General features: G+C 59.6%; 17 protein-coding genes. 1 reads left to right on the forward strand and 16 read right to left on the reverse strand.

Annotated features, from left to right (window positions below):
* Positions 1-8: 8 nt before the first annotated feature.
* The 6 genes from Q7U39_03320 to Q7U39_03345 are packed head-to-tail and all read right to left on the reverse strand — an operon-like array spanning position 9 to position 7,193.
* Positions 9-1,181, reverse strand: a complete 1,173-nt coding sequence (locus Q7U39_03320; GenBank protein MDO9116960.1) for a glycosyltransferase family 4 protein — start codon at positions 1,179-1,181, stop codon at positions 9-11.
* 41 nt (positions 1,182-1,222) lie between these two features.
* The gene (locus tag Q7U39_03325) at positions 1,223-2,098 is read right to left on the reverse strand and encodes a class I SAM-dependent methyltransferase (GenBank protein MDO9116961.1); all 876 of its coding nucleotides are present in this window, start codon (positions 2,096-2,098) and stop codon (positions 1,223-1,225) included.
* Positions 2,095-3,612, reverse strand: coding sequence for a lipopolysaccharide biosynthesis protein (locus Q7U39_03330; protein MDO9116962.1), 1,518 nt, complete (start codon positions 3,610-3,612; stop codon positions 2,095-2,097). Before Q7U39_03330 ends, Q7U39_03325 begins: the two co-directional genes overlap by 4 nt.
* Positions 3,609-4,706 (reverse strand): glycosyltransferase family 4 protein, encoded by a 1,098-nt coding sequence (locus Q7U39_03335; protein ID MDO9116963.1) that lies wholly within the window; start codon positions 4,704-4,706, stop codon positions 3,609-3,611. The genes Q7U39_03330 and Q7U39_03335 overlap by 4 nt, the downstream gene beginning before the upstream one ends.
* 31 nt (positions 4,707-4,737) lie before the next feature.
* Positions 4,738-5,877: a family 10 glycosylhydrolase gene (locus tag Q7U39_03340; GenBank protein ID MDO9116964.1), complete on the reverse strand. Its 1,140-nt coding sequence runs from the start codon at positions 5,875-5,877 to the stop codon at positions 4,738-4,740.
* The gene (locus Q7U39_03345) at positions 5,874-7,193 is read right to left on the reverse strand and encodes an O-antigen ligase family protein (GenBank protein MDO9116965.1); all 1,320 of its coding nucleotides are present in this window, start codon (positions 7,191-7,193) and stop codon (positions 5,874-5,876) included. Before Q7U39_03345 ends, Q7U39_03340 begins: the two co-directional genes overlap by 4 nt.
* A gap of 504 nt (positions 7,194-7,697) precedes the next feature.
* Here Q7U39_03345 and Q7U39_03350 point away from each other — a divergent pair.
* Complete coding sequence (locus Q7U39_03350) at positions 7,698-8,756, forward strand: hypothetical protein (protein ID MDO9116966.1); 1,059 nt, start codon at positions 7,698-7,700, stop codon at positions 8,754-8,756.
* 401 nt (positions 8,757-9,157) lie between these two features.
* Here Q7U39_03350 and Q7U39_03355 read toward each other — a convergent pair whose 3' ends face one another.
* The 10 genes from Q7U39_03355 to Q7U39_03400 all read right to left on the reverse strand — a co-directional run bounded on the left by Q7U39_03355 (position 9,158) and on the right by Q7U39_03400 (position 21,638).
* On the reverse strand, positions 9,158-9,808 hold the full coding sequence (locus Q7U39_03355; GenBank protein MDO9116967.1) for a hypothetical protein: 651 nt from the start codon (positions 9,806-9,808) through the stop codon (positions 9,158-9,160).
* 670 nt (positions 9,809-10,478) lie between these two features.
* A complete protein-coding gene (locus tag Q7U39_03360; protein MDO9116968.1) occupies positions 10,479-11,186 on the reverse strand; it encodes a hypothetical protein in 708 nt (235 codons plus the stop codon).
* Positions 11,187-11,476: 290 nt separating this feature from the next.
* Positions 11,477-12,136, reverse strand: coding sequence for a hypothetical protein (locus tag Q7U39_03365; protein MDO9116969.1), 660 nt, complete (start codon positions 12,134-12,136; stop codon positions 11,477-11,479).
* Positions 12,137-12,246: 110 nt separating this feature from the next.
* Positions 12,247-13,617, reverse strand: a complete 1,371-nt coding sequence (locus Q7U39_03370; protein MDO9116970.1) for a hypothetical protein — start codon at positions 13,615-13,617, stop codon at positions 12,247-12,249.
* 121 nt (positions 13,618-13,738) lie between these two features.
* Entirely contained in the window at positions 13,739-14,470 is a 732-nt protein-coding gene (locus Q7U39_03375; protein MDO9116971.1) for a hypothetical protein, read from the reverse strand.
* Positions 14,471-14,839: 369 nt separating this feature from the next.
* Entirely contained in the window at positions 14,840-15,202 is a 363-nt protein-coding gene (locus tag Q7U39_03380) for a hypothetical protein (protein MDO9116972.1), read from the reverse strand.
* 47 nt (positions 15,203-15,249) lie between these two features.
* Positions 15,250-15,888, reverse strand: a complete 639-nt coding sequence (locus Q7U39_03385; GenBank protein MDO9116973.1) for a TonB family protein — start codon at positions 15,886-15,888, stop codon at positions 15,250-15,252.
* Positions 15,889-16,052: 164 nt separating this feature from the next.
* Complete coding sequence (locus tag Q7U39_03390; protein ID MDO9116974.1) at positions 16,053-16,469, reverse strand: biopolymer transporter ExbD; 417 nt, start codon at positions 16,467-16,469, stop codon at positions 16,053-16,055.
* Between the two features lie 180 nt (positions 16,470-16,649).
* Positions 16,650-17,432 (reverse strand): MotA/TolQ/ExbB proton channel family protein, encoded by a 783-nt coding sequence (locus Q7U39_03395; protein MDO9116975.1) that lies wholly within the window; start codon positions 17,430-17,432, stop codon positions 16,650-16,652.
* Between the two features lie 18 nt (positions 17,433-17,450).
* Positions 17,451-21,638 carry a filamentous hemagglutinin N-terminal domain-containing protein gene (locus tag Q7U39_03400; GenBank protein ID MDO9116976.1) on the reverse strand — a complete coding sequence of 1,396 codons (4,188 nt, stop codon included), beginning with the start codon at positions 21,636-21,638 and terminating at the stop codon, positions 17,451-17,453.
* Position 21,639 lies beyond the last annotated feature (1 nt).

Here is a 21,639-nt window from a genome sequence, read left to right on the forward strand (position 1 = left end):
TGGTTCAATCACAGATTTCCCTCCCGGCCTTCTACCAATGGGAACCGATCGGATTGCTCCGTGATGCTTCGCATGAATCCCACGATGCGGGCGGCAGAAGGCACAGCGTCGAACGCCCGCACATGTTCGTATCCGGCGCGTCCCATGCTGATGCGCTCTTCTCGAGACAGCCCAAGTAGTGTCAGAATCGTCGCAGACGACGCTCCCGCGTCATGCGGGTCGATAGAAAACCCCGTCACTCCCTCTTTGACCAGGTCGCGCGTGGCGGCGGCATGCACGGACGATACGACCGGCAGTTCTGCGGCCATAGCTTCGCTGAGCACCAGTCCGAACGCATCGTACAAGGTATGAAACACAAACAGGTCCGCGCAGGCGAGGTATTGCGGCAGATCTTCGGCCTGCACGTACCCTTCGAAAAAGACATGCGGGATGCGCTGTTCATCAACCATCCGTTCCAACGCAGCCCGTTCCGGCCCATCGCCGAGAATCACCAGACTGACGTCCGGACGAACCAGCGCGACCTGGCGAAAGATCTCCAGCATTTCCCGACAGCCTTTCCGGGAAATGAGCTGGCCGATAGACAGCAGGACCACACCGGGGTAGCGGCTACGGAAGGCCTGATAGCCGGGGCTCCGCCGCACGACGTCCGTTCGTTCATGAATCCCCGTCACATCGAGCGGCATGACGGCCCGCAAGACACGGCGTGGCGGAGCCCCGTAGTGCACAAACGCGTCGCGCGCCACCGAAGATTCCGCTATCGATCCATGGGCCGACCCGATCACGAGATGCCTGATCCACCGCCGGACGCGAGACGACTCGGCGCCGTCCTGCAGAGTCAGATGCGTCCAGGCCACATACTTCTTTCGAAAGAGCCGGCAGTAGACGAAGGCGGCCACATTCGCCGCGGCAAATCCTCCGCTCAACACCACGTCAGGATTCAGCCGCCTAAGCGCCCGAATCACCCCGTAATTGAGATGAATCGAGACATCGGCCCGGCGAGGACGAATGTGGAATCCGGGCAGCATCTGCACCGCGAACGGGATCGACCCCAGCTCCCATTGACGATTTTCCTCCCGTTCGGCCATCAAGAGAACCGTCAGCCGGTCCACCTGCCCGGCCATCGCCGCAAACAGCGGGATACGATAGGGCGTCAGAATATTCGTGACGATTGCAAGCTTCATATCGTCCCTCTGTTCGTCAACTCGTTAGTCATCAGCAGCACTCATGCGCTCTTGTTGCACAGAACGGCATGATGCGCATAGTAGAATTTGGCCCAAAGAGACTCGAGTAGGCTTGGCAGATAGTAATTTGTGATCGTCATCCTCATGCGCTGTAGCCTATTGGCGGAATTTTTCTCAGACACAAACTTGATGGTGTCTCGATCAAGGATCGGCACGTACGTCCGTTCGGCAATCACGCTGAGGCCGTTGCCGGCGAGCAAGCGCCTAAAGGACGGCGCGTTAAAGAACTGGACGTGTCCGCTTATATTCCGGGTACGATCCCAGATCCATGACTTGAGCCTGCCCGCATACAGATCTTCTAACGGGACTTCCGCAATCAGATAAGAAAACTCAATGTGGCGCAAGGCTTGAAGGAAAACAGCCGGCGCTTCCAGGTGTTCAAGGACATGGCTGACAATGACGACGTCAACCTGTCGAGGCAGCGTTCCAGGAATCGTGATGTCCGTGCATATGGTTTCGATATTCGTGGTGGAATCCTGAAGGTATTGGAGCGCGTCAGTTGAATAATCCGCAGCGATATATCGCTGCGCCAGCCCACGGGTCTGACATTCTCGAATGACGGCCCCCGTCCCGCATCCCAGCTCCATGAGTGTCGTGGGATGTATGCCGTGATTATTCAAGAGTCGTTCGATAGAGTTAGCCTTTTCAATCGCGCCCCTTCTCAACCACTCCGCCTCCGCGTCAACCTGCTTCTGATATAAGGACTCGTAATAGTCTCTGCCGGAGACCGTCGGATCCTTGACCGGCACACTAGATGAGGTATTTCTCATCACGACTTTCGTTTCCCGCGATCCGACCAATTCTCCATCTAAGAGCTTGGCCTGCCATAATTGACTTCCGGCTATCTCCAACGTCATTTCAATCCACCGTTCGACAACATTGCCGACGATCCAGAGTCCGGCTGCCTCCGCATCAGGTAAGTCCGGAACAAATCGAGATCGACAACTCCAGAGGCTGCCAGACCGCCCAAATGGACCAGCAGATACCCTCCGAAAAGCACCGGTTCAGGGAAATGAGGAAACACCCACTTGCACGCGGCATAGATAACCGACGGCAAGATCAGCAGGATCCACTGTGTCCTCGTAAAGAGTCGGATGCGCGCACATGTGGTCCGAAAGACAATGATATTCAAAATTGAAAACACCACAAATCCCACGGTGAGAGACCAGGCGGCAAGGGCGAGCCCGTGAGAGGAGAATAGCCAAAAAGTGGCTACTTGGAGCGTCAATACTGCGCCCTGAATGACGGCGCTGTACCAGGACCGCCCGGATCCTTCTATTGTCTTATAGAGCGCCTCAGTGGCGTAGTACACGGCGAACCCGGCACACATCACCGGAAGGACAAGGCCGACGGCAAGATCGTCCCGTCCTAACCAGCGCTGCATCAGCGGCTCAGCGAATACGGCGACGCCGATCGCGCCGGGCAACAGCCCCCCAAGGGTCCAGCCGAGCAACGGACGCAACAGGGTGGTGAGATCCTGCTGCCGTCCCGACAGCAAGGCCGCAGCGCCGAAGAGACCGAGGAGCGGAATCGTCATGACCGACATAAGTTGCGTACAGAGCTTGTAGGCAATTTCGAAGCTCGCCACCGATGCCAGATCGGAGGATCGCGCAATCAGGACCTTGTAAACCGGTTCTCGCATCGCGATGCAGATGGAAGCGATCTGTATCCCCAAACCGAATCCAGCTATGGAACGCACAGACCCGTTGAACAATCCGTACCAGCGGAGGGTGATATGCGGGAACCGGCTCCGTACCGTCCAGAAGAACGCTCCAAAAATAAACATATTTCCGCAGAGGCCTGCCCATCCGAGCCCGTACACTGTTGGATCCACGGCGAGCGCGATAAGCGTCGTGGCAAAATGCACGCCCAACCAGACCAGAAAGATCAGTTGAGACCGGAAGAGCTCCTGATACCCTTCGACAACCGCCTGATACGGCAACGCGAGAAGGCGCCAGACCAAACCGGCGATCGTCACCCACAAGACAAATATGGCAGCCTCCCGCAGAGACGCCGGGACATTGAGCAGAACTGGAAACGCCTTCGCTCCCCACGCCGCTGTGCCGATCACCAGTAACAGCGCAATGGCGATATAGCTCCAGAGCGTGATAGAGAAACACTGTCGGGCTTCGTCCGGCTCCTCATTATGCTTCGCAACGTGGTAGACCAGGCTATCCTTGAGGCCGAAGTCCGTGACGTTCATCAAACTGATGACGAGCGTGCTGAACGCCCAGATGCCGAACTGCTCCGGACCCAAAGCGTGAAGAACCGCCGGCGTGAGCACCAGATAGACCGGGATCGCCAAGGCGACCCGCACCAGGCCTGCCATCGATCCATGAAACAGCTTTTGCTGGAGCGCAGGAAGATTCATTGGAGTATAGGATCGAAACAACCGACAACCGGTTGCATCGCATTGAAATAGCCGGTCATGAATCGACCGGGGGAAAACTGTTGTTGCGCATGCAGCCGCGCGCGCGCACCCATCCCCCTGGCATCGACCGGGTGGTCGATCAGCCATTGAAGCCTGGCTGCGAGTGCCTCCGGATTGCCCGGCTCATATAAGAATCCGCACTCTTCGTCGATGATCAACTCGGGATGGGAGCCTGCATCGGCAATCACAACAGGAAGCCCCGCGAGCATAGCCTCAACGACCGCAATCCCGAATCCTTCATCAACACAGGGATTGACATAGATATCCATCACACCCAGCAGATCCCCGGGATCCCGATACCCGGTGAAGCGCACCAGCCCGTCCAAATGCAGCTCGTGCACGAGCGCCTCGAGACGCGCACGCTCCGGTCCGTCGCCGACCAGCACCAGCTTGACGCGGGGGTCGAATCGCCTCAACCGATCGACTGCCCGAATCAACGTCGCCTGATCGCGCTCCGGAATAAGCCCGCCGATATGCCCGATGACCAGATCGGTCGCACTCAGCCCGAGTTCCTCCCGAACCCCCTGCGCAGGCGTGGCCGCCGGGCGTTCCACCACAGGGTCATGGAGATGGCAGAGCCGGCCGGCAATGCCGGGATAGGCCGCCTGAATCGACCGCAGGGTATAGAGGGAATTGCAAATGACCCGGTCGACCCGGGGCATGATAGCCTGGGCCGCAAGCCGTCCAATACCCTGACGATAGTGCGCGCTGCTGTGCTCATGATGGATGAGGGGGAGGCCGCGCCGCTTGGCTGCAAGGTAGCCCGTGATCAATCCACGTGTGTGATGAGAACACACCACATCCGGCCGCTCTTCCTCAATCGCCCGATCGAGCGCTCGAACAATGCGCACCGGCGAAACCGAGCAGACCTGTCGGACGCTTGAGCCCAAGCGGCTGATGGCGCCATCAAGCGAGCCCGGCTGAAGCACGGTGAAAATCAGCCGTCCCCGCTCCGGATCGATCTCTTTCGCGAGACGGAGCAACTTGACAGGCACGCCTCCGAAGGGCGTCAAGACTTCAACTATGTGCAGCATCGTCAGCATCCTCGACATCCCTTCGATGGCCTCAGCGGGTTTGAACATCCCTCGGCGCCGCCATATCATTGGCCGGTCTGCGCCGGTCGAAAAACTTCAAGGCCTCCACCTGTTCATCGGACAGTTGATTGTAGAGATAGAGGGCCACACCGGATTGAGGCCAGCGGGACGCGATCCCCTGCAGCGTGTCTACGAGCCATCGTCCCGACCGCGGCAACGCGCCTTCTTGAACGAGGTCATAGTTGCCGGCGATCATCGTCAGCCGGTCGGGATTCTTGAGGCGCGACCGGACAGCCTCTGTGGCGATACCATTGATGGACTTGTCATAGTCCATGCGGAACAGTACGTCGATATACCCGCGATTCATCCAGTCCACACTGTTCTGTCCGTTGAGATAATCCGTCAGGTCCGGATAGGCATCGGCGCTGATGACCGCGCGTGGCTTTACGGCCCGGACCGCCTCCGCGATCTTCCGGACCAGGCCGGTGACGGCCGATTCTTGATACTCGATCAGCGATGGAACCATTCGAGGGGCCACACGAAACAACAACGCATCTTTCTCGAGGTCTCGCTGATACCGAGCGTGATACTCGGCCCCGCACGCGGTCGTATTACACATCCCCATCGCACGGATATAATCGAGGTTGACGCCGTCGACATCATAGTTGCTCACGACCTCGACGATCAGGTCCGTAATCCACGCGCGGAACCGGGGATTGTGCACATCGAAGATGCCGAGCTTGCCGCCCTCCAGGACCCCCTGCAACGCAAACTCCGGGAAAAGGTCGGACCGGCGCAACACGACCGTGAACCAGGGATGCACCTCGATCCCCAGCGCATGCGCCTTCTCGATCACATAGCGAAGCGGATCAAAACCCGATGCCGCCTGTGTCTTCAGCGCGGGATCCCAGGGAGCCAGTCGGGAAGGCCACGTCGTGCCTGCTCCATACCACACGACCGGAATATACACATTGAATCCGGCCTCTTTGATGCGACTCAAAGTACGATCGGCAGCCTCGCGGGTCGTCCAGAATTGAAACGTTTCATCCAGAATCGCGCGCTTCCCGGCCATCGGTCCTCCCGCGGTTCCTTGCGGCGGTTGGGCATTCGCACACGTGGGAGCCGCAGCCGCCATGAACGCGAGCCATAGCACGATCACGAACCTGCTCATAACCGGGTCTCCCTCGACTGCACCAGCGGAAAGCGCCTGGGCTCCGGCACTCCCGCCGTGAGAACCCACCCTGCCTCCGCTTCTCGTGTGGCCTCTCGCCTCACGGGGTCTGCGCGCTTGGGCAAAGGGGCTTGGGGCGCGAGGGAAGGAAGCGTGAGCGCCAGGACCGTGACATACCAAAACCACACCCCGTGCAGCACCGCTGCTCCAAAGATCACTGTTTCGCCAAGGTTGGCAATCGCCAGAAAGAGGAGGCAATAGAACTCGGCGGCATATTGTTTCGCGCCGTCGTACCGGAGAAAACACAGCAGCGCGGAGAGAATCACCGCCACATACAACGCCGCGCCGATCCCCCCTGAATCCAAGAGCGCCTGCACATATCCATTGTGGAGGGTGATCGCTCCCTGCGACGGCGAGTTGGACGATGCGCCCCCTGCCCCCCTCCAACCGCTTTCATCGAGCACCACCCCGCCGGCCGTGAACCCGTAGCCCAACCATGGATGCTCCCAGTACCGTTGAAGCGCCTGCGCCCACATCGCCGTCCGTCCGGACAGATTTTCAATCGAGTCCTGTCTGAAAATCTTTGCTCCTTGCGCCGGAGTCATTTGTGTGCCGATCACGATTCCCAGACAGAGTACCGTCACAATCAGCGTAGCGGCTATCGGCACGAACGTCCGGCGCCAACGCACATACCGAATCCCCGCCGCGCCCAGGCTGACAGTGGCCGCAACCCAGAACGTTCGTGAACCGGTCAGAAAGAGACAGGGAAGACTTGCGGCGATACCGATTACACGTATGCTCCAATGCCACGGGACAAACAGGCAGAGTCCGAGCAGGAGTCCAGAAGCTGCGCCCATCATCGCGGGTTTGCTGAAAAGCCCACGGAATCGAGGCCCCTCGAACGTCTGTTCAAAAGTAAGGGCCGGGAGCCACAGCCGCAGCAGAAGACTGACCAGGCACACCACTGTCAGCGCGATGAGCATCGTCCGGGCCACAAGGAGGGGTTGTCGAGGGTCGAGTTTCGCTGCATCCAGAAAGGCCAGCGCGAATAAGAGGATGGCCGCCAGCGCAAGAATTTGTAAGGAGACAAATAACGGACTCATGGCTTGGGGGATGGCAAATACCAGAGCGGTGAAATAGAGACCCAGCACCAGGTGCCAACGGTTGAAGATGCGTCCGCCGGATAGAGCGAGCCATCCTCCGCCGACGGCTAACGCCGTCCCTTCCGACAAGGCCCGGAGAACGAACCGGTCTCCAAGCGGCGTCGCATCCTTTGCCAGCAGGGCCACAATCAAGAGAACAAATGCGACGAGCATGGAACGCCTTCCTTCACCGGAACTGATCGAAGGTAAATGATTAAAACCCTACGCTGCCGCTGTTACGGATGCGTTAAGGCCTGGTTGCAGATAAGCGAACTTTCCGATTGATCGAGAAGCCAGCTTGCCTTGAGTCGGCACGGGACGTGCTTCAAGCCCCCCGCGGGAGGGCCACCGCGCCTCAATTTGAAGGGCTGAGCCTTCGGCTATTTCTCGAGAATGAATCCGACATGATCCTGAGATCGAGAGAAATCCCCGGTCGCTATGCGGACAAGCAGCCACTGGACCGGCACAGAGATGGCCTGTGGGTGACACCCTTCACCGCCCTACACATTTTGGACTGCCGGCTCGGGCTAAGAGAAGTCAATGGCAAGGAGCTTGACGGCCGAATCCATTGGCAGATGCGGCCCACATTGATTTTGTAACGATTTGTTTACAGGGACTCGCTGCCGGCTGTAACCGGCGACACCCACGTTGCACACCGGCCGTACGGAGACGAAACACATGAACACCGGCTGTACGGAGACGAAACATATGAAGACCGGACCCTACTCGACTCTGCGATATATCCTGATGGTCTGCGGCCTGCTCGCGTGCTGCGCAGGCTTCAATGACCAAGCCGATGCGGCGGGCCCGGTCGCCTATCGGGACTGTGCGCTGTCCTGGAATGCGAGTCCAGAACCGGATCTGGCCGGCTACCGGGTCTATATGGGACGGAATCCCAACCAGCTCACCCGGATGAGAGACGTGGGCCTGCGCACCGCCTTTCGCTGTTCGGAAGGCGACGCCACCGCAAACGGCCAGTGGTTCGGCACGGTCACGGCCTACGATCACAGCGGGAACGAGAGCGCGCCGGCGCAGGCCGTCCCCTTTGAAATCGTCGGATGGCCCGATCCGGTGCTGCCGGCAGAAATTCTTGAACCCACGGCGGCCCGCCTGGTGAGCAGCGGGCTAGGGATCAGTTTTATCTGGAACGATCCCAATGTGCCTCCAGCCTCGCACCGCATTGAACTATCCAGCTCGCTGAAGCCCGCCTGGACTACAGGCGTCGTGCACCCTCCGGGGGTCCCGACATTCTCCTATTTTCAGATCGCCGGCGCAGAGTGGGTCTGCTACAGAGTCCGGGCGGAACGAGGTTCGCTCGTCTCACCCTGGGCACAGGCCGGTGGACCAACCGACCGCCAATTCTGCATGCGACCGGCTGAACTTCCGACGATTGCCCAGCCGATTCTCGCGTCGACCATCCTATATGAACCGGCATCGGTGCGTCTTGAGTCCGCATCTCGGGGCTTCAAAATCTCGTGGGACAAAGCCGATGCTCAGTCCGTCGCCACCTACCGGATTGAGGTTACTGGATCCGTCGATCCCCGCTGGACCACTCTGGCAGTCTTACCCCCGAGGCTAACCTCCTTCTGGTACGCGACAGACATCGACGCCGAGTGGGTCTGCCTCAGGATCAGGGCTGAAGTGGGACGCGCGGTCTCTCTGTGGTCTGCGGCGGGAGGTCCGAACGATCGGCAATTCTGCTTCAAGCCTTCCTCTCCTGTCCCCAGCAACCCCTGACAGGCTGTTGCCAAAGTCAGCCAGCAGCAATCTCGTCATCCGTGAAGCGTTCCTCGTGAAGCGCATCTCGCGAGCATGCCTCTCCCGATCCTACAACGAGAGACGAACGACGCTTCACGAATGACGGACGGGATGGCCTTTCTGAACAGCCTGCGGGCCATGCGGATCCTGTCCGTGATCTCAGCGAGACTTCCTCACCAGGGCCGTTATCGAGATTGTCAACGCTCTGCGAATTACCTGCTCGGATCGACTCGTCAGGAACCCACGTCCTGAAAGGGCCGGGAGGAGCGCTGTACGCTCCTCCCGATAGTGAACAGCATCACTTTTCTGCTCGCTTCACGTTTCACGCCTCACGTTTCACGGTGCGCTGAACGCCGCTGGCGGACTTTTTCAGCGTCCTGCTAGACTGCCAGCTCACCGCGCTTCTTCCAGGCCAAAACACTGACGCCCATCGCTCCACTGGCAAACAACAGGAACGCGGCAGGAACCGGCACTGGCGCGGGGGTCAGTCCGACGGCCTTGCCCTGCAGGAAGAACGTGGCGTTCCGGTCGTCTCCGCCCTTGTGCGACCAGCCGCGCTCGCCCTTGAACGCGCCGCGCTCAAAGAGATGACTCCAGGAGAGGCTGAATTCCGAGGTCTCAGGGTTGAACAAGCCCTGGGCGAGACCGCCGATGTTCCAGGCGCGCACCTCGCTCCCGCGGCTCCAGCCGAAGAACAGCGAGGAGAGATCGACGCTCAGCGACGACCCGTTGATCGTGGCGGAGGGCGCCGGGGCGCCGGTCATGCCGCTGGTGAAGAGCGAATAGGTGGTGCATTGCTTCGTGATCGGATCCACGATCTCCGTCATCGACTGAAACGATCCCATCTTGATGACCCCGTCACGGTCGAACAACCGGTCGAGCGTGCGGCCATTTGCGCCGGTCCAATTCACCGCCCCCGAGGTGAATTCCAATTGGCCGATCGAGACTGCGTGGGCGCGGCCCTCCAGCCCCACGAGCGACATCGCCGCCGTTGCCACCACCGCCACCGTCATTGCGAGTAAACCTTTCATCGCGAACTCCTTTTGTTGTGAGACGAACTCGGTGAGTTCATCCCGGTGTGAATGTGAAAATGAACCGATGCGCTTCGATGAATCCGTTCTACGTTGCATTTCGTAACTAGCCGCTGTTAAGAGAATCCCGGCAAACCCATTGTGGGAGCCGTGAATAACATCCGTGTAAACTTTTGATCCGTATTTGATTAACTTTTAATCAAGATTTTATCAGCGGCGCGAACACCCGCGTGCCTAATTGAGAGCGTGACTGAATGTCAACAAGCGCGCTGAGCAATAGTGCTCAGCGGAGAGCGGCTATGACTACCTTCGTCCGTCCGGTCAACCCCAAGCACGATGTGTTCCAGCAGCCCCATCCGCCGGCCCGCCTCAAGGGGATGGCAGCGTTCTAAGCGAGACAGGCTAGCGTGGGGAACATTCTTTCGGTCAAGGGTGATCGTGTCTGGGAGGAAATTTAGCTGAGCGAGTGGTCGAAAAAGACCCCGGCCCCCGCCACAGGATCACTGCGACGGGGGCCGGGGTGAGCGGGCCGATCGTGGCCCGGGAGATCAGCAGGACGCTGAAAAAGTCCGCCAGCGTTAATGGAAGGTTACGGCTGAGGCTGAGGACAAAAAGTCGGGCCTTTGCTCAACCCCAACCTTGACATCAGCCTAGTCTCATCCGCAGCCTGCTAGAGAAGATGCAGTCTATTGCGGATGCCCAACATCCCCATCAGGCCGCTGCCGAACAGCAACAGCGCGCCGGGAAGCGGCACGGGCGCGTTCACAACATTGCCGCTAAACACGCTCGTACTGGTAAACTCGCTGCCGACTCCGCCATTCAGTGACCCGAACAGGAGCGTGAGGGCGCCCTCAAATGGCGTTCCCGGGGTGAGTCCATAATACAAAAGAAGATCGGGATGCTTGGTATCGCTGAACGACCCGAACGTGACCTTGAACCCCTGCACTCCAAGATCCTGGACGAACGCACTGTTGAAACTGCCGGTCAGCAAGGTCGATCCCAACGAGATGTCGGTTCCACCTTGCAACTGGACGCCACCGGTGATGGTAATCGACCCGCCTGATCCGAATCTCCACCAGCCGCTATTGTTTGGATTCGAGCCGCCCGAGCCGCTCAGCGCGCCCGATGTGAAGTTCAGCGTACAGCTCAAACAGGTGGACGTGACGTTCGCATTCACCGGGGTGAGGAGGCCGACCACATTATCGACCTCGATGCTGCCGCCGATCAACGTGCCGGTCCCGCTGCCATAGGATATAGTGCCTGACGTAGGCGCGCTGATGTTGAAATCGAGCGCGACGGCCATGGCAAGCGGGCTGACACAGAGCCCCGTCAACCATAGGCCCATAGCGATGAGGACCATCAATAACCGTGAGTTCATAACTCCATCCTATCTCTCTGGGGACCTTGTGGCTCCCCGCTTAGAAGTTCGTTCCGCCTTGCTACTCAAACAGGAAATGCAGCAAACGAGCCCATCGACAGTTCTCCCGAGTGGACCGGAAGACACCTGTTTCTTATCCTGGCACCGGGTGCGGCCCGGACAGATGACCGCCGGGCCGCACGCCTATGACATACCGAAATGACTTCCCGGCTCGGGGGATGGGCGCCGGTCTTCCAGATGAGCGGACCCTTCTGAATCCGTCCTACGTGGCATTTCGCAACAAGCCGCCGTTAGGCGCATCCCGGCAAACCCACTTGGCGGGTCTTACGGAAACCCAACATCCCGATCAGGCCGCTGCCGAAGAACAGCAGCGCGCCGGGAAGCGGCACCGGCGCCACCGTGCCGACCCAAAGCGAGTCTCCGGTAGACGGCATGTTTTGGATGTGTGACGCCATGATGTAGCTCCCCGATCCGCCACCGGGAAGCGAGAAGAAATGAAAATCTTCGGCGCCTAGATTTTGACTGACCGCGCTCAACTGGAAGGACAGCGTCTGGTTATGGCCCAGGAAATTGTTCCCGGAAAACTGGATCTTGCCGTCGAAATACCCGTCACCATCGGCTTTCAGCCCGTTGACTGTGGCGCCGGTCGTGGGGGCCAAAAGCGTAGTGTATGTAGAAGAATTGACGCTTACATTGGAAAATGCAAGCTGATCGGGATTGATCGCCCCTTGGGCGAAGTTGAAATACAACGAATCGAGCTTTGTCCCCACGCCCGCCTGGTTCTGAACATCGAACTTCACAGCGGTACCGAGGTCCGTTATGGTGACGGTTCCCAGCGGCGCTACGGAGCCGGTCGCTGGGCTGAAGATATAATCGAGGGCATAGGTGATCGACGACGCCTGCGCCGGCAGGGCAGCCAGCCACAGAACCATGGCAACCATCAGGCCCATGATGATAGCTCGTAGTCGAGTCATACTTCTTCTCTCTTCCTCGCGCAGCTTGCTGCGCAGTTGGCGGGAGAGGCCCGGGCGCGATCGCGCCCGGGCCTCCTATATTGCGGCTAGTTGATGCAGGTGCTCGGCAACGGAGCCGTCTTGAAGTTCACCGGGCCCTTATCCGCGTTCTTGAACACGTTCATCGTCCCCGGAGCCGTCCAGAAGGCGCCCGCAGGGAGAATGCTGATCGTCGCCGGATCTGAGGCGTTGGCTATCAAATCGAGGATCAGCGTATTGGTGGCAGGATCAGCCGAAGCAGGGTTGCGGGTGTTGATGCGCTCTCCGACCCAATACTTCAACTTGCCGCACACGAGATTCTCCTTTGGGTTGGCCAACGAAAGGTCTCTGGCCTTAAACCCGTCCATGCGCACTTCGTAGCCCTTGGCGACTCCGACAGCCGGGCTGTCCACCAGAGTGAACGCCTGGTCAGCTTCCATATACCCGAACGCTTTCGTATGAGCCGGACGGCCTGCGCCCGTGTTGCCCACGATGCAATCGGCAACGTCTTGATTGCTCTGTCCGAAGTACACGCCATCGGCCGCATTCGTCAACACGGTTGAGCCGGACGGTGTTTCCGTGGCCGTCACCATCACGGTCTGATCGAGCGCTGCTTTGGTGCCGGAGCCGGCGGTCCGCAAGCAGAGCGACACCGGTGAGACCCCGTCGGCCGCCGTGCCGACCGCGGCAGGCGAACCGTCGGGATTGACCGGAGCCGTACCGAGACCTAACTGCCGCCAGTCGGTCAACTGCCGGCTCAGTAGGGCTTCCACCTGATAATGAGACAGGCTGGTCACCTTCCCCTGAACCGTTCCGCCTGAAACCTTCTGCACCCCATTCCCCACAACAAAGGAGAAGGGCACAATAGCGGCCTGCACGCTCAAGAGCTGGCTGTCATCGAGCGGCTTGACGATGGTCGTGACGGGACCGACCTGACCGAAGGAGCTGCCCCCGACATCCGACCAGCCGACATTGACGGGCAACTGAACCGGGCCGCCGGTGCAGCCGGTATATTCGTTGTATTGCTTGCCGTCCGAGGGACGGGTCTTCAGAACCGGTCCTGTGCAGCCGGTCAGGCTTGCGTGATCGAGGTAGTTCATATTCGAAAGGGCATTGGCTTCGGGCTGTTGCAGCTTCTTCACTCCGTCGCTGGAACCGGTGGCCGAGTAGCGGATGATAATGGACGACCCGCCCCGGGTGCAGGTCCAAGTGTGCAACTTGCCGGTGGTGATGATGGGACTGCCCATCGGACCGTTCACATAATGTACCGGGAGCGGGGACGAAGCACACATATTCAGGGGCACTTCTGTCGCGAACGGAGTGCCCGCGGAGGCGCCGCCCATGTTGATGACCGTTTGGGCTTCAGCCGACAAGGCCATTCCAAGGATCGAGCCGATCCCCAGCGCCACTGCGGCCATATTCTTACTTGCTTGTTTCATGTGTCAATCCTCCAAAATAGAATGAAATACCAGTCGTACATGTCGAAAGGCGCGGGTGCGTCATCTCGCCGACAAAAGAACACCCGCCACGCCCTGTTCTTGTCCGTCGAACAGCGACGGTTTAGGCCTGGAACAGCTTGCGCCGGGCAATGCCGACGATGCCGATCATGCCGCTTCCAAAGAGGATGACCGCGGCGGGAACAGGAATCGGCGCCGTGAGGGTCATCGTCGATCCGTTGAGCGCCAAAACTGCGGTGCCGATTTGGGAGATGGCATTCGTGTCATAGATGCCCTCCAACAGATGCAAGGTGGACCCGAGCGTTCCTTCCATGCTCACCGGCCATCCGCCCGCCAACCGCCCATCGGTCGCAAACGTGTTCGTGAACGAATTCGGATGGGACGCAGGGAGAATGTGCACTCCGACATTGCCATCGCCGGACATGAGCCCGGATTGCACGGCGGCAGGATTCCAGCTGTTGACGAGCTGTACCTGTGTGAGTTCCGTCGCCGTAAAGGCGCTCGGCGCTTTCGTTGAACCGGCGTGAAACAGCGTTGGGGCGCCGGTTGATTCGTCATACGAAAAACTGTACAGCGCCCACTTCACCGGATCGACCCCACCGACCTGGGAAAAGTGCGTGGGATCGATATTGACCGTCACTTCATTTCCGCCTGAGAACAGGTTCGAGACCTGCCCCAAGTTCCGGAGATACTGCGTATTGTTGCCGTAAAGCGCGAACACGAGATCCCCGTTGCCGAATTCCAACGCCTGCGCCTGTCCGGCCATGCCGGACACCGCCGTGGCCACGGCTAACGCCGCCGCCATCATCATCCGCTTGATCCCTCTAACTTTCATACGACCCCTCCTTGATTGTAAAAATGACCTGCACAACTGCCCTGCCTTCGATTTGGAACTGTTCTTGCTCCATCACCCCCTCTCTTCGAGAAGGGCGCGCAAATCTTTTGGTAGATTCACACTGCCGTTCTCTCGTATCCGTGTTACAGCCACGTCACCCTCCCATTCGAGAGCCGTTAACAGTGCATTGCCCCTGTGTTGCGGATTAGGCGAAGCCCGACAGGCCATCCGCCTGCACAGAGGGAGTTGTACGCGGGTCGGATTACCGAGCGATCAACGCTGCCTATGGAGGGGGTAAACTCTGGATGAAGAGTTGGTCACAGGGGGAAAGGATGGGTGGAGCAGTACGTCGAATGATGCCGAAGCGAATCAGCGAGAAATGGCCGGCCCGGTACGAACTGCATCACCTTTGTTCGAAGGGGTGGCGTTGCCGATGTCCGGCCCTGCAGCGCCGCGATCATCCAGCGGAGCCGGTACTCCCGGTGCGCCTAACTCTTTGCCCGATACCGCGCGTTCGTTCAGCGTGGACGAACTTTTTGTCGCCGGCGTAACCGGCAGCTGACATTCCGTCAATGCCGGATGACAATCCCGGTAAGTCGGAATCGGCGCATTGTCATGGCTCCAATCGCCATGAGTGCGAGGGCGGATGGCATCCTCACCTTGAGTGGCAGAGACTCCGACCAAACTCAGCAGCGCGAGGACCTGCAAGATTCGGTGACCTTGTTTGTGCATCACCACAGTTCCTTTTATCCCTCCTGTTACATCACGCATGACCGCCTCTAGGTCGGCGGGAAGAATTTGACGACGATCGTATGATCCATCCCCGGCGGGGGCGGACGCACCTCCGTCACCTTGGCGAGCGCATCAAGAGCGGATTGATCGAAGAGGAGACTGCCGGACGAGTTGACGAGGCGGAACTGCAACACACGCCCCTGCTCATCGATCACCAATTCGCAGAGCACGGCATATTCCAGATCGTCCGGGAGCGACGGCGGGGCCTGATACTTCGACTGGATCGATGCCGTCAAGATATCCGTGTAGCCGGCGAACCGCCCCCGGCCTTTCCCGATGGCAAACGGATCAGTACTCACCGGCGGGGGCCCCGGCGCATCGGACGCCTTGGGTGGCGGAGGCGCGTCGGCCTGCTGAGGGGGCGGAGGGGGCGGCGCTTCCTGTTGTTTCGGCTCCGGCTTGGGCGCCTCCGGTTCCGGCTCAGGCTCCGGTTCCTTTTCAGGCGGAGGAGGCGGCTCCTCCTTCTTGAAGGCGTTCAGCTTGTAGACCTTGATGAGGTCCTGCCCCCATTGAGTCTGCGCCACCCAATAGAGCCCGCCGCCGATGCCGACATGCACCAACCCGACGATCAAGAGCGTCGTGCCGAGCTTGCTCTTCTTTTTTTCAAATCCCTTGTAGCCGGCCATCTCTTAACTCGTGAAACGTGAAGCCCGAAACGTGAAACGTCAAGCGTGAAGCGTAAGAGGGGGGACGTCCAACTCGTGAAACGTGAAGCGTCCGAATCCGAAACGAGATACGCTTCACGTCTTCTTCTGGCACTTCACGTTTCACGAGGGACGCTTCACAGTCGTCACGGTTCATTGAACGGCTTGGTGGCAATCGCCAAATCCTCGACCGGAATCCGCTGGAGGATGTCGAGCACCGCGACGACGTGTTTATACTCCACGCCGGAATCGCCGCGGAGCACGAGCGGCAACTTGCCGCCCTTGGCGGCTTTCAGATCGCGAATCAACTTTTCCAGCTCCGTGATCTTGACCTTCTCTTCATCCATGTAGATATCGCCGTTCTTCTTCACGGAGAGGGTCGGCGTGGTGGTTTCCATTTCCGTTTCGTGCGGCGTCGACTCCGGCAGCTTCAGCTCGATTCCCTGCACCGCCGCCGTCGTCGTGATGATGAAAATCACGAGCAGCACCCAGGCCAGGTCGAGCAAGGGGGTCATATTGATATCGGCGACCGCGCCATGCGATTTGCGTGAAAAACGTCTCATCCCTTCCCTCCGTATCTCGTCTCACGTGAAGCGTATCTTGGTAAATCCCGTATCGCGTGAAGTGTGAAACGTCATGCGTGAAGCGTCCAAATCCGAAACGAGATACGCTTCACGCTTCACGAGGGACGCTTCACATCCTTCCCCCCGCGCTTCACGTTTCACGAACAACGCTTCACGTCTTCAGTGTCCCGTCGCCGCTGAGGATGGCTCGGCCTCCTGGCGGTGACCGCCAGGGCGATAGTCTTCGGGATCTTCCGCTTCGGCCGCGGCGCCTTTTTTCTCCTGGAGATAGTCCGTCATGAAGACGGTTTCGAGATGGGCCGCGAAATTATCGAGCTCCATGGTGAGCGTCTTCGTCTTGGTCACGAGAAAGTTGTAGCAAAAGAGGGAGGGGATCGCGACCATCAGGCCGGCAACCGTCGCGATGAGCGCGGACGCGACGCCGGGCGCCATGGTCGCGAGGGTGGCCGACTGCGCCTTGCCGATGCCGGCAAACGTGTCCATGACCCCCCAGACGGTGCCGAGCAGTCCGATGAACGGCCCGCCGCTGATGGCCGTTGCCAGGACGATCATCCCCGACTCCAGACTGACCGCCGCCTCGCCGAGCACGCGCTCCAGCGCAATCCGCACGGCGCTCATGCCGTGATGTGGAATCTTCTCCCCGTCATACTTTTCCTGCTGCGCCTTGAGTTCTTCGCAGCCGCCATAATACACGTCGTACATCGGCGATCCCTGCAGCTGCTTGATCGGGCCTTTACTGAACACGACCAGGGGACCTTTGGACTTCGAGTAGTAGCCGAGAAAAATCCCGTTTCGCTTCTTGGCTTTGGCCAGCTGACGAAACTTGTTGATGATGACCGTCCAGCTGACCAGCGAGAAAAACAGCAGCACGGAGATCGTGATCTTTCCTTCGAGCGTCGCATGGCTCAACGCGAACGCTACGCCTCCTGAACTCATTTCCATATGTGTCGTCCTTTCCGGTTAGCTGCCTGCTTGCGGCTTCACATCGACTTGAATGACCACGCCGCGTTTCACACGGACGGACTTGGCCAGTTGGGTCTTTCGCTCGTCGCCTGTCTTCTCTGAAGCCGCGTGCTTCGATTTCGCCTCGGCTTGCGTTTGCGACGACGCGGACTCGATGACGGATTCCGATGTCGTGTCGGCGGATTTCGATGCGCTTCCCCCTGCATTGGCCGTCGCGCTGGTCGGAGCCGGCGGCGGCGGAGCGGCTGGGGGCGGCAGACTGCCGCCACCGGTCGTCGGTGGCGCTCCTCCGCCCGTCGACGATGTGCCGATTACCACCGGTAGCGGCGGACGAGGTTTTGACTCGTCCCGCTCGAAGCGAACCCGGCCTTGGATCGTTCCCTCGCCGGTCGTCTCTCCCTTAGGGGTCACGACCACGACGTCACGGCCGCGAATACCGGCGATCGGCACATCGATATTGCCTTCTTCTGCCAGCAGCGTAATATTGCCCAACAACAACGGATCGATGAACTTGTTGAATTCTTCCGCATACACCGGATTGCGCACGTCCTCCAATTGCTTCTTAGTCGCCAGCAACCGGGTGGCATCACGCCCGAAGAATGTGGCCTTTTCGATCTCGCGGTTGATCGCGTTGATCTCCGGAGTGTTGAACTCCGGAAACGCGAGCGGGAAGGGATCGCCCGCTTCGACCACCTGCCCGTTGACGACCCGCGGCGGCGGATGAAACGTGGAGATGCCGCTGCCGGGGATCAGGAAGACCAGGAAGTCTTTGGCCTGTTTTCCATCCGGCCCAATAACCGGCGTGCCGTCAGGATTGAACCTCAACTCTTCGATAATGAACTGGACAACTTCGTTTCTGCCTCCGGTGCCTGCATTGATGTTGCCCTTCGTCGACGTAATATTGATATCGCCGCCCCCGAAGGTCGCCACCCGCGACTTGTTCACGTTCACGTCGCGGGTAGACTTGATGTCGATGCCGCCGCCGCGCACGGTGAGAATCCCGCTCTCCTGAGTCGACCCGATGATATTGCCCCCCACATCAATCTTCCCGCCGGTGGGCTTCACGACTTGAACCGATTGCGCGTCAGCCAGAAATAACTTGCCGTCCCCGATCAAAACCAGCTCGCCGTTGAGCACAACCGGCTTGCCCTTATGGCGCAGCGGTTCGATCAGCTTTCCGTTTACCAGAAGCAGCTTGCCGCTTTGCTCCACCAGTCCAACGTGCACTTTCACCGGCCCGGTTCCACCGAGCGGCGCCGTCTGATCCATGACGACCGATCGGCCGTTGTAGATCACCTCTTCACCGTTCACGATCAGGACCGTCTTCCCATCCGCTCGCGTGCGGGTCGTTCCGACGACGGCCTGCGGATTCCCGCCGACGACGAGGGGCGCCCCGGCTCCGTCGACAAGCGGGTCGACGCCCAGACCATGAATCGACACGGAGGCGCCGTTGAAGCTGGCGATTCGCGACTGTGTCATCAGGAGGTCGCCGCCCACTTCGATGTCCAACAGTCCGCTCTTGTTTTTGTCGCCCGTCGGCCTCGACTCAAACCGGTGCGTAATGCCCTGGCTGTCAGCCAGATCCAGCGTACGGCCGGCACTCACCTTTCCGGTTCCCGCGCCGTAGAAACTGATGCCGCTCGGCGCGCCTTCATTCGCAACGACCCGCTTCATATCGATATCGCGGCCGGCGCGGACCACCGACGACGTCCCTTCCGGCAGTGCGATGGACGCGGTAAACTCGCGGAGATCGCGCCCGGCATCGATCGTGACAATTTTCTTGAGACTGGGGCTATCCACCTGAAACCCAATTCGGCTGATATCTCCGCTGGCCGTCTTGAACGTCACGGGAACGGCCTGGTGGACCGGAACATTCGTCGCAGGCACCCTCATGGCCTTAAAAATTTCCTGGGGGTCCCGCAGTCCTGCGAGCTTGAGAGGATCAGCCGGAATGAGCGAAACGGTCGGAACCGCCTCCGTCACCGTCACGAGCGGAAACCGCTCAGGATGTCTGGTGATACTCGGCATATCTTCAAGCGCATAGGCCGGAGGCTTCCGGCCCGCCCAGAACGCGAGCTCAGGGTCCCTCGCGAGTTCTGAGAGGGCCACGACTCGCCACTCGCCGGGCAGCAATCCACCGTATCCCACAAATACCGGCACATAGTTCGAAAAGTCTCTCTCCTGCCTGGTCGACACCTGTCCCGCGATATGATTTCCGGCGATCACCTCGATGGCTCCCGCCAGCGACGGCCAGAACGTGAGACTCCTTTCGATGAAGACAGTTCCCTGTTCTGCCCGCGCGATGAACGAAGCCGGGTAAAAGCTTCGAATCTGATCGAACCCGTCATTCCTCGTCGAAACGGGTTTCAGATGAATATCGCCGGAGTTGGACGTCGCGCTCACGATGTTATCGGGATGGGCGATGAGGGCCGGTTGGCCTTCCGCAATTCCCAGATCCTGGATAAGCCCGAGGAAGAAATCCCCGATTGAGGACATGATTACCCGGCCTTTGCCGAGCGCCAGGTTGGCATAGGAATCGGCTGCGCCGATCGCTCCGCCGGCTGTCACCTGCGCGGCGCCGTTGGTGAGGAGGAATCCGGGCCCGGTTTGGATGCCGTCGAGCAGGCCTCCGAGCAGGTGACGTCCAGCCGTCAGAGTGAGGTTGCCCGGTCCTCCGACTCGGATTCCAGTCATCATTTGGAAAACCCCGGCATCGAATCCGCTTGGCACAAACAGATCCCTTCCTGCCCCGAGCCTAATATCACCGCCGGCGACCGTGTAGAGGTTTGAGTGAAATCCTCCTTGTTCGATCTTCAGATCTCGACCTGCTTGGAAATCGATGACGCCACCGCGTCCGGTCCAGAGATTGCTGCCCGAAAAGATGATGTCGTTGACGGCCGTGCCGGTATAGTTCCACTTCGACAAGCCAAGGCCTTCCGGATGGTTGGTGAGAAACACCTCGCTGAACAGGAGATCTCCCCCGGCGACGAAATGCAGCGTCCCTTCGCCTCCTGGCGGAGGCGCCAGATTGTCCATATCGAAGGCGCCCGTGACGCGAAGATCGTCCGGTGAGACGAACGTGATCGTGGACAAACCGGAACCGGACAGGCCCGACAGATCCACGTCGACCGGATCGATGAGCAAACGGCCGCCTTGATACCCTGCCCGCACATCTCCCAGAAACCGACCGCCCAGCTTGACCTGTTTCCCGCTTAACTCGACGAATCCGCCATGGCCGCCCTGCGCGCCACCGGAGACGTCCACTGTCGCGCCCTGTTCGAACTTCGCCGTTCCCTTAGATATATCGGCGATCGCGAGAACCGTTCCCCCGTCAGAAGGTCCAGATCCGGCCCCCCTTGCAATCGTCTGACTCCCGGACTTCAGCGTGAGGGTCTCGCTCGCAAAGAGTTCGATTTTACCGTTCCGTTCCCGCACACTGTTTGCTTGAACGAGGCCCTCTTGATTCACGACGCGGCCGGCTAACGTGATCTGGCCGCCGTCCGCGATCAGGTCCTTCAGGTTCACGGCGTGACCGATGGGCGCGGAGATTTCCGCGAGGAATCCCTGGCCGTCCGGCCGATTCGATAGATACGCCGTTTTCCCGGCCGCCAACACGATGGTGCCGTTGGGGCTCGTGATAATGCCGCTGTTCTCGACATTCGGGGCCAGGAGATAGATTCCGTCGTGAGATCCCTGAATCGCGCCGGTGTTCTTCACGAGTCCTTCGATGCCGGCGCCCTCGAACAGGTAATGCCCGCGCAGGAAATTCTCGTTCGAGAGGTGCAACGACGATGCAATCAGCCCGCCCGCATTGACCTGCGCGTTCGAGCCGAACAGGATTCCGTTGCGATTGAGCAGGATCACGGTGCCGTTCGCCTCCAGCCGACCCAAGATCTGGCTGGGATTCTGATCGAAAATGTGATTGAGGGCGATCGCCCGGACGTTCGGCTGGATGAATTGCGTCACTTCGTTCGGCGCAATGTTGAACGACTGCCAGTTGATGATAGCCCGCTGGGAGGCCTGGGCGATCGTCACCCGCGACGTCCCCAAGCCGCCGACAGTGGCCTCGCCGGCCACCACACTTGGGCCTGCCGGATTCGCAAAAACCACGGGGAGCACGATCATCTGGACGACGTAACAGGAAACCGTCAGTGCCGCGAGCCGTTTTTGAAATCGACCATGCATG

The sequence above is a fragment of the Nitrospira sp. genome (genome assembly GCA_030653545.1).
Taxonomy (GTDB): Bacteria; Nitrospirota; Nitrospiria; order Nitrospirales; family Nitrospiraceae; genus Nitrospira_D.

Coding starts and splice junctions, on each gene's coding strand:
- Q7U39_03330 (MDO9116962.1), bottom strand. CDS start 3,612: ATGAATCTTCCTGCGCTCCAGCAAAAGCTGTTTCATGGATCGATGGCA.
- Q7U39_03335 (MDO9116963.1), bottom strand. CDS start 4,706: ATGCTGCACATAGTTGAAGTCTTGACGCCCTTCGGAGGCGTGCCTGTC.
- Q7U39_03350 (MDO9116966.1), top strand. CDS start 7,698: ATGAACACCGGCTGTACGGAGACGAAACATATGAAGACCGGACCCTAC.
- Q7U39_03370 (MDO9116970.1), bottom strand. CDS start 13,617: ATGAAACAAGCAAGTAAGAATATGGCCGCAGTGGCGCTGGGGATCGGC.
- Q7U39_03345 (MDO9116965.1), bottom strand. CDS start 7,193: ATGCTCGTCGCATTTGTTCTCTTGATTGTGGCCCTGCTGGCAAAGGAT.
- Q7U39_03380 (MDO9116972.1), bottom strand. CDS start 15,202: ATGCACAAACAAGGTCACCGAATCTTGCAGGTCCTCGCGCTGCTGAGT.
- Q7U39_03400 (MDO9116976.1), bottom strand. CDS start 21,638: ATGCATGGTCGATTTCAAAAACGGCTCGCGGCACTGACGGTTTCCTGT.
- Q7U39_03325 (MDO9116961.1), bottom strand. CDS start 2,098: ATGACGTTGGAGATAGCCGGAAGTCAATTATGGCAGGCCAAGCTCTTA.
- Q7U39_03385 (MDO9116973.1), bottom strand. CDS start 15,888: ATGGCCGGCTACAAGGGATTTGAAAAAAAGAAGAGCAAGCTCGGCACG.
- Q7U39_03375 (MDO9116971.1), bottom strand. CDS start 14,470: ATGAAAGTTAGAGGGATCAAGCGGATGATGATGGCGGCGGCGTTAGCC.
- Q7U39_03395 (MDO9116975.1), bottom strand. CDS start 17,432: ATGGAAATGAGTTCAGGAGGCGTAGCGTTCGCGTTGAGCCATGCGACG.
- Q7U39_03355 (MDO9116967.1), bottom strand. CDS start 9,808: ATGAAAGGTTTACTCGCAATGACGGTGGCGGTGGTGGCAACGGCGGCG.
- Q7U39_03340 (MDO9116964.1), bottom strand. CDS start 5,877: ATGAGCAGGTTCGTGATCGTGCTATGGCTCGCGTTCATGGCGGCTGCG.
- Q7U39_03365 (MDO9116969.1), bottom strand. CDS start 12,136: ATGGGCCTGATGGTTGCCATGGTTCTGTGGCTGGCTGCCCTGCCGGCG.
- Q7U39_03360 (MDO9116968.1), bottom strand. CDS start 11,186: ATGAACTCACGGTTATTGATGGTCCTCATCGCTATGGGCCTATGGTTG.
- Q7U39_03320 (MDO9116960.1), bottom strand. CDS start 1,181: ATGAAGCTTGCAATCGTCACGAATATTCTGACGCCCTATCGTATCCCG.
- Q7U39_03390 (MDO9116974.1), bottom strand. CDS start 16,469: ATGAGACGTTTTTCACGCAAATCGCATGGCGCGGTCGCCGATATCAAT.